We start from the raw sequence: 6,565 nt of genomic DNA, 5'->3' as shown, positions 1-6,565 counted from the left end.
CTTTCGCTTCAAGGCGGAAAATATCTGCGCCGGTCTCATCTGCAATAAGGTCCGCCACATACTGAACATTCCCCAACGCCTTTTCGTCCACCACGACAAGACTGTTCTCCTCGTTCCGCGTAAGCCCCGAAGTCTTTGTGCTTTCAGGAACAGAAAAATAAACAACAAGCGACTTTGCAGAAGCCGAAAAACAAAGCGCGGCCGCCGCAATAAAAGCAAAAAACAGTTTTTTCATCATTCTTGACCTCTCTTGAAAGATTTCCGCCAAATCTCTTTATGCCTAGAATATAAAACAGGCAGAAAAATATTTAAAATACAACTTTCTTTTAGTCAGCATAAGTTTTGGTTATGCTCTCACACCGCGCTTCTAACAAGCCTAAGCCACAGCCCTTCGCCACAAAAATCCGCAGTCGTAACAAAACGGTAATCCGGCGTGCAGTAGCCCTCGTAGTAAATCCAGCAGCCGCCGCGCCCCACATGGGCAGGATTTTTTCCTTCGTAAGACGGATTCCAGCAACGCTCGCCCACATTTCCGCTCATGTCGTAAAGTCCAAACTCGTTCGCCTTTTTCTGCCCCACTGGATGCGAATGACCTCTGGAATTTCCGTCATACCAGCCGACTTCTCCGATGTTGTCTGAGCCTGAATACTTGAAGCCTTTCGACTTTTTTCCGCCGCGCGCCGCATATTCCCATTCAGGCAAAGTCGGAAGCCTGTAGCCGTTCTTTGAAAAATCGCATACCCATTTTCCGCCCGACTGATAATAGCACTCGTCAAGATTTTCCATGCGGCTCAAAGCGTTGCAGAATTCAATGCAGTCAAGCCCCGAAACATTCTCGGCCGGACGCCTCATGTCCGAAACTCCGGCAGGATTTTTCCCGGTCACACGCTTGTAAAGCTCCGCCGTAACCTCGTATCTTGAAATGTAAAAGTCCGCGACAGTCTCAGAATGAAAAGTGTAATCATCAGGATTTTTCGTGCAGGAAGAAGAGATGAACTCGCCGCCCTCCACAAAAACAAAGCCGCCGTCCAAGTCCGAAGCAAAAGCCGGAATCCCCGCAAGAAGAGCAAACGCAAAAAGAAAAGATTTTTTCATAATTCCCATGACAGAAAAATAACCAGGATTTGAAGATATTTAAAATACAACTTTCTTTTAGCCAGTATGAGTTTTGGTTATAACAAGAAGATAAAGATAAAAAAAACAGCCCCTGCCGCAAAGCAGAAGCTGCCTGAAAAAACATGACGCATGGCATTTATGCAACAGTTCTCCGGGTCAAGCCCGAAGATGACATTATCTGCCACGCATTAGTTATTGCAAATTACGCATTATTCATTAAGCATTGTAAATTGAAATCACTTTCCGCGGTTTGCAACGGTCGCGTTCGCTTTTGTAATCTCTGCCTCGCACTTTGAGGCGAAGTCCTTGTAGTCCGCGAGAGGGGCAACCGCAGAAAGATACGGCACGAGCTTGTCGTTCAGCACGGAAATCAGGCTCTTCTTTACCGAAGTCGCGCTTTCTCCCCTGTTCACGCTCGCGTTCGTAAAGTCGTCATTCGCCTTGTTGAAGCTGTCCTGAGCCGTCCGCAACTCTGAAACAAGCTCGCCAACTCCGTCCAGTGCCGCGACATCAGTCTTGAGAGATTCCGCTCCGAAGTCCTCAAGAAGGCTTTCAATAAGCGAAGATTCCTCGGCAAAATTTTTCTGCGTAATCTGCTTTCCGTACTTGCTGAAAACCGAAAGAAGATTCTGGGCAGCCGACTTTTTCGCCTCAATCGGAATCGCCGCGTAGCCTGTGAGTGCGTCGCCCAAGTTCCGGATAATCTCGTCGCGCGCAATGTCAGCCTCGTCAAGCGTGCTTGAGACACGGTCGCTCTTGATTGCCGTGGTGATTTCAGCAGAAAGTTTTTCAACTTCCTCCATAATGCCGGAAAGGTTCGCATCCTTTGAAACCGAGTTTTCCGCAGCGGAAGAATCCTTGTACAGACGCACAAGAATGTCAGAAAGCGTGTCAAGCTCGGCGACACGGATTTTTGAAATAATCTTATTCATTTTGACCTCCTAAGAAAAAATGAATGGCTGGAATTTGATTGGTCATTCTGTCTTGGAAGTCAAAATGTACAATCCCGATAGTCTGTTTCCTCCATGAATGGAAAAATTAAACTCTTCACAAAGAAGAATAAGGGAATACTAATATTAACGCAAGGCTAAAAACGGCAAGATGAAAAAATAAACAGAACAAGTCGGATTTGTATTTTTTTGCAGATTTTAAAATTCCGCAGTCAGAAATGACGTGCGGACAGGTCGCGGAATCATTCCGCTTGAAGAAAGTACGCCAGTTCACGCTGCGGAATTATTCTGTTTGAAGAAAGTGTGTGCTGACAGCGCACGGAATTTTTCTACGGCAGGAAAGCAAGCAAATTCAGCCCGCGGAATTATTCCGTTTCAAGAAATTGCTTGCGGTCAGCAAACGGAATTTTTCCGTTTGACGAAAGTACGCGCGGACAGTCTGTGGAATAGTTCTGTTTGATGAAAGTGTGTAAGTTTGGGACGCGGAATAAAATTTCAAAAAAATCAATACCATTGATAAAAAAAGTTACAGCTATTATAAAATGTTACACACCTCAAAAAGTCCTTTGCAGGAAACTTTTGCCAGTTCCTTTGGCTCTATCTTTTTAAGGTCGCCGCCATATACACGAGCCTCATCTTCTATTTCATCGGCAGCTATAGTTCTTAAACCTTTCCATATCTGGAAAACAATATCAGGATTATTTGATATAGCCTGCTGCAACCGTTCTTTTGGATAAAGCATCAGGTATGAATTTGTAGCGATTGCATTTGACAAATTTAAGATAAAACGGATAGGTGATTTATTTTTATTTCCTCGTCCCATATACGAACAAAGAAAACGAGTTGCTTGCCTATGCTCCTGTAAATACCATGTTTTACGGTTCTTACAAATATACTTGCTGCCTGTTTCCAACATGCCACTTTGAAGATAATTCCATAAATCAGGATATTTTTCGTGTACTTCATTTTCGCTCAATCTGCAATCCAAAAGATAATATTGTTTTTCAAGCTTTGGATTCCCATCAGTATCTGTTTCAACACAATCTATTTTTAAATTTCTAGGACTTGGTAATACAGGTTTGAAAAAACTCATATCAAGTCCAAGTTTCTCTATTTTCTCTTTTTCAAGAATAAAAAAATGATTGTCTCCTGTTGCAAGTCCTCTTTTTATTGTAAAGTAATCACCTATTGTCGTTATATTTTTTTCATTTGTACGGATTTCTTTTTCAGGAAATCTTGTCCATTTTCTTTCAGACAACAAAACAGACTTTTTGATTATTTTACTTTTTAAGGGCGAACTATGCGTGCCATCATACGAAAATTCAACGTCATAATCATCATTCAAAACTTCATTCTTGAACCATACAACACAAGAAGAAACCAAAGCATCATCAAATTTCGAATTGTCAGGATTATATCTATGTATGCGCAACAAATGAACATTGTTAAGCAAATATTTCTTTACAGCCAGCCCATAATTAACGTCCATAAATTCACTCGGCATTAGCCATCCGCATATAGCCCCCGGTGCAAGCCATTTATGAGACAAAAGCAAAAAGTAGCAGTACAATCCCGCCAAACCGGACACATCAATTCCTGTCTCCTGCTTCACACAATCACATAAATATTTTTTTTCTTCCTGAGAGATATAATGATGCCTCACATACGGAGGATTTGCAATCAATAAATTATATTTTCCATCAGGAGAAAGATGAGTAAAATCAGCGTTATATATTTTCAAATAATCATCACTCCAAAACAATTTTGCGGCATTAAAATATAAAGAATCTATTTCAATGCCAGTTGCCTTTTCAATATTAATATCTATAGAGTTTGTTTCTTGAAGAAGTGCCGAATAAAAAGCTCCTGTTCCTAATGATGGTTCTAAAAACGAAACTGCATTTTTATTGAGCAGTTCAAGTCCATAAGACATAATCTCCCTAGCCAAGTCAAACGGAGTTGCGAATTGTCCGAATTTTCTCCGTTCATCAATGCTTTTAGTTTTGTCTATATCGAACTGCAATTGTTCACGATTTTTTTCCAAGTCAATCATATTTTCAGTTTTTTTAAATCGGTTATTCTGTGTTCCCATATCCAATCAATACCCTCCGCAGCCTCATATCCTAAATATCCGGAATCGAAATATCCGCACAAAAACAAAGAATAAGAAACATCATTCCCAAAAGTATTTTTTAATTGTTGCATTTTCACAGCTTCTTCTTTTCGCCGTTTGTTTACATTTGCAAAATCTCCAGCCGATTTAGCTTCAATAAACAATGGAATATCCCCCTCTTTTGCAGATACCGGCATAACGACAACATCAACAGGAATATTAACTTTATCTCCAGCATTTTCTGAGACGAAAACAGGAACATTTGTATGAAAGGAAAAAGTTCCGGGAGGCATTTCGTTATAGTGCCTTCTATCTTTTACTAACTTATATCCGTTTTTTTCCAAAAAAGAAGCTATTGCCGCAAGCTGACGTTTTTCCTGTGCATTTCTGATAATAGGGTCAGCAACAGCACCGCATAGCCGGTCAGCAACTATTGTTGAGGAACGCATTATTTCTGTTTCATCAGGCAGTCTTCTATTCTGCAGCCATGTAAAAATATCCGAATCAATCATTTTAGTTATTATGTCCGATATTTTCTGAAGGTCATTGGAAAGTTGAGATTTTTTCATTCTTGAAGAAATATGAGGTCTTTCATTATTCTCCATATTTAGCACAAGAGTTTTTGAAACACCAGCCAGCCCTATCAACCTGTCTCTTGCAATAGGCGGACAAGTTGACATTCTCAATATGGGCAAGACCTCTGGATATTTTTCTAAAACAACCACTGAAATATCCCTCAAATATTCTGTTTTTTGCAATGCTAATTCAACACTCTTAGCAGTGGATGCACGAGTCTCCCTAAAGGCTTTCGGAGCAAATTCCATAAACCATGCATTATACAAATCAACAGATGATTTTATATCATCTTTCCATAATTGCGGCTTATCAAGATTTATTCCCATATTATCCACCTAGTTCCAGTTTTTAATGACACAGGTATTTCAGACATCTTCACGAAAAGGAACCAACTTTTCATTCATGATTGTATTTTGATGATTAATTATAAAATTACTATACACAATTTTTGACAAAACTTCCATAGTAATTTTGCGTTAGGGATTGTAGGGGCGGCGTAGCCGTTGCGGAACGGAGCAATGCGAAGTGTAGCAATGGAGCGATAGCGTAACCCCGAAAAGCCCGCCCCGAGCGGAGCGAAGGGAACGCCCATATAAAAAAACTGGAGAAAGTCATTGATTTTCTTTCTCCAGTTTTATGGTTCAACGCGAATGTTTTTGCATCAACGTCCGCTTCTATTCCCAGCTGTATTCAGGGGCTAAAAGCTGAATCAGTTTTTTGTCGTGGTTGCGAGCAAGGCGGGTGTTCTCGTCAAAAATCATTGTTGCGCCGCCGGCGTTTGTGTACGCTTCCCACTTCAGATTAACAGTGCTAGGGTCGCCGTTTTTTGCGAAGGCAATCCATGCGTCAGACATTTCGTCCTGAACTTTTTTTGCCGCCGAGGAATCCGTGGTCTTTACAAGAGCCATGTCAGCGTTTGCAAACACGAACGGAATTTCCGCAGTGTGGACTGAAAGCGGACTGTCAAGCGCAAAGATGTACGAGTACACCGGGGATTTCTGCCGCGCCTTTGCCCTCATAATCTTTAGCATTGGAATTCTGATTACGCGCGAGTCAACATAGGCCGCCTCAAAATCCTGCTTTTCAGGATATGCCGTCTTGAAAGCCGCAAGAACCTCATCCGCCTTTTCGCCGTATTTTTGGGAAAGAAGAGATTTTGTCTCGTCCGCGCCCATCGTGATTTTGCTTCCGCTGTTCCATGAAGCGTCGCCCATTTTCTGCATTGTTTCCCATTCGTTCAGGTTCGAGCCAATCAGAAGAGAGTATTTTTCGCCGTTCTTCGGAAATCCGTTTTTGCCTGCGATGTCGTCGGGAATAAAGTCGCCGTCAACGTAAGGCTCCCATGAAAGAGAATAGCCTTCTCCAAGAGCCGCAGGAATCTTGAATTCTTTTCCTGTCTGGTCAAGAGCTTTGTCGGAAGCCTGAACAAGGTCGGAATAAGGAACGCTCTGGAGCTTTTCAAATTCGTCTTTTTTAAGCCCGAGGTTTTCAAGCGTAAGCTCGGTAACGCGCTCAGCAGCCGCCTTTGGAGTCCAAAGAACGCCCATTGTCTCGGTCGCGCCGCTTTCAACAATTCCGCGCCTGAAAAGTCCGTTTGCGTAAGGGCTTTCCATAAGCGCAAGGACTTTTGCTCCGCCGCCGCTTTCTCCAAAAATTGTTATGTTGTTCTTGTCGCCGCCAAAATTTGCAATGTTTGACTTTATCCACTGCAAAGCCTGAACCAAGTCATAGATTCCGACATTGCCCGAATACTTGTACTCATCGGAATAGGAAGAAAGATTCAAGTGACCAAGCACGTTGAGCCTGTGGT

General features: G+C 42.1%; 6 protein-coding genes. All 6 read right to left on the bottom strand.

Annotated features, from left to right (window positions below):
• A partial coding sequence (locus tag B4C08_RS05400; RefSeq protein WP_414717775.1) for a hypothetical protein occupies nt 1-238 on the bottom strand: 238 nt, incomplete at its 3' end.
• Nucleotides 239-354: 116 nt separating this feature from the next.
• On the bottom strand, nt 355-1,095 hold the full coding sequence (locus B4C08_RS05395; protein ID WP_296663783.1) for a formylglycine-generating enzyme family protein: 741 nt from the start codon (nt 1,093-1,095) through the stop codon (nt 355-357).
• Nucleotides 1,096-1,352: 257 nt separating this feature from the next.
• Nucleotides 1,353-2,048, bottom strand: a complete 696-nt coding sequence (locus B4C08_RS05390; RefSeq protein ID WP_296663782.1) for a DUF6261 family protein — start codon at nt 2,046-2,048, stop codon at nt 1,353-1,355.
• Nucleotides 2,049-2,601: 553 nt separating this feature from the next.
• Nucleotides 2,602-4,158 carry an Eco57I restriction-modification methylase domain-containing protein gene (locus B4C08_RS05385; RefSeq protein ID WP_296663780.1) on the bottom strand — a complete coding sequence of 519 codons (1,557 nt, stop codon included), beginning with the start codon at nt 4,156-4,158 and terminating at the stop codon, nt 2,602-2,604.
• Nucleotides 4,116-5,081 (bottom strand): XamI family restriction endonuclease, encoded by a 966-nt coding sequence (locus tag B4C08_RS05380; protein ID WP_296663779.1) that lies wholly within the window; start codon nt 5,079-5,081, stop codon nt 4,116-4,118. The genes B4C08_RS05385 and B4C08_RS05380 overlap by 43 nt, the downstream gene beginning before the upstream one ends.
• 348 nt (nt 5,082-5,429) lie before the next feature.
• Nucleotides 5,430-6,565, bottom strand: a 1,136-nt coding sequence (locus B4C08_RS05375; protein WP_296663777.1) for a carboxylesterase family protein, incomplete at its 5' end; no start/stop codon positions are given.

This window comes from Treponema sp. UBA753 (assembly GCF_002297325.1).
Lineage (GTDB): Bacteria > Spirochaetota > Spirochaetia > Treponematales > Treponemataceae > Treponema_D.
The sequence above is the reverse complement of the archived record's forward strand: the minus strand, read 5'-3'. Positions and strand labels throughout refer to the sequence as shown.